Genomic DNA, 761 nt, shown 5'->3' on the forward strand with positions numbered 1-761 from the left:
ACCATAGCATCGCCGGCCACCACCACGATCTGCGCCGGGTACAGGTGTGTGCTGACCATTTGCCCCGCCCATTCGCAGGGCACCGAGTAGCGGTTGCGCGCCACCGTCACCAGGCAGGTGCTGCTCACCTTGGCCGGGTTCTCAACATAGCCATCAAAGGCCACCGGCATCGGCATCAGGTGGCTTTGCTCCAGCTCCAGCATCTCGGCGATGCTGAACGCTTTGTGCTGCGGGTGGCGCAGCTCTCGCCACAGAGCCCGGCAGCGCTCGCCCAGCCACGCATTGAGCTCGGTAAAGCTGCCAAAGCGCCATTGCCCCGCCTCCACCCAGATGCGACGGCGGCTGTCTTGCACATCCTTCTCCACGCGCCCCTTCTCCCAGCCGCTGGCACGGTTGCAAAAATCAGGGTCGAACAGATAGTGCGCGCACATGGCTGCAAAGCGCGCATTGACCACGCGGCCTTTGCCCTTCTTGACTTTGTCGACCGCCGTCTTCATGTTGTCGTAGATGCCACGGCGTGCCACGCCACCCAGCGCTGCAAAGCTGCGGGTGTGCGCATCGAACAGCATCTCGTGGCCTTGGCTGGGGTAGGCCACCAGCCAGAAGGCCCCACTGGCACACAGCTTCATGTGCGAGACCTGCATGCGGTAGTACACCCCGCCCACCAGCAAGCCGTCTTCGCTCCAGTCGAACTGGAAGGCCTCGCCAAGCTCGAAGGTCAATGGCACGAAGGCCTTGCAGGCCGCCTGTTGGCCTTCACC

The 761-nt window shown here is 63.6% G+C and carries 1 protein-coding gene; it reads right to left on the reverse strand.

Translation table 11 applies throughout. From position 1 onward, the window contains the following. Window positions 1-761 (reverse strand): IS21 family transposase (gene istA / locus KYG_RS01520; RefSeq protein ID WP_008903039.1); only part of this gene is annotated, 761 nt, incomplete at both ends.

It is taken from the genome of Acidovorax sp. NO-1 (assembly GCF_000238595.1).
GTDB lineage: Bacteria > Pseudomonadota > Gammaproteobacteria > Burkholderiales > Burkholderiaceae_C > Acidovorax.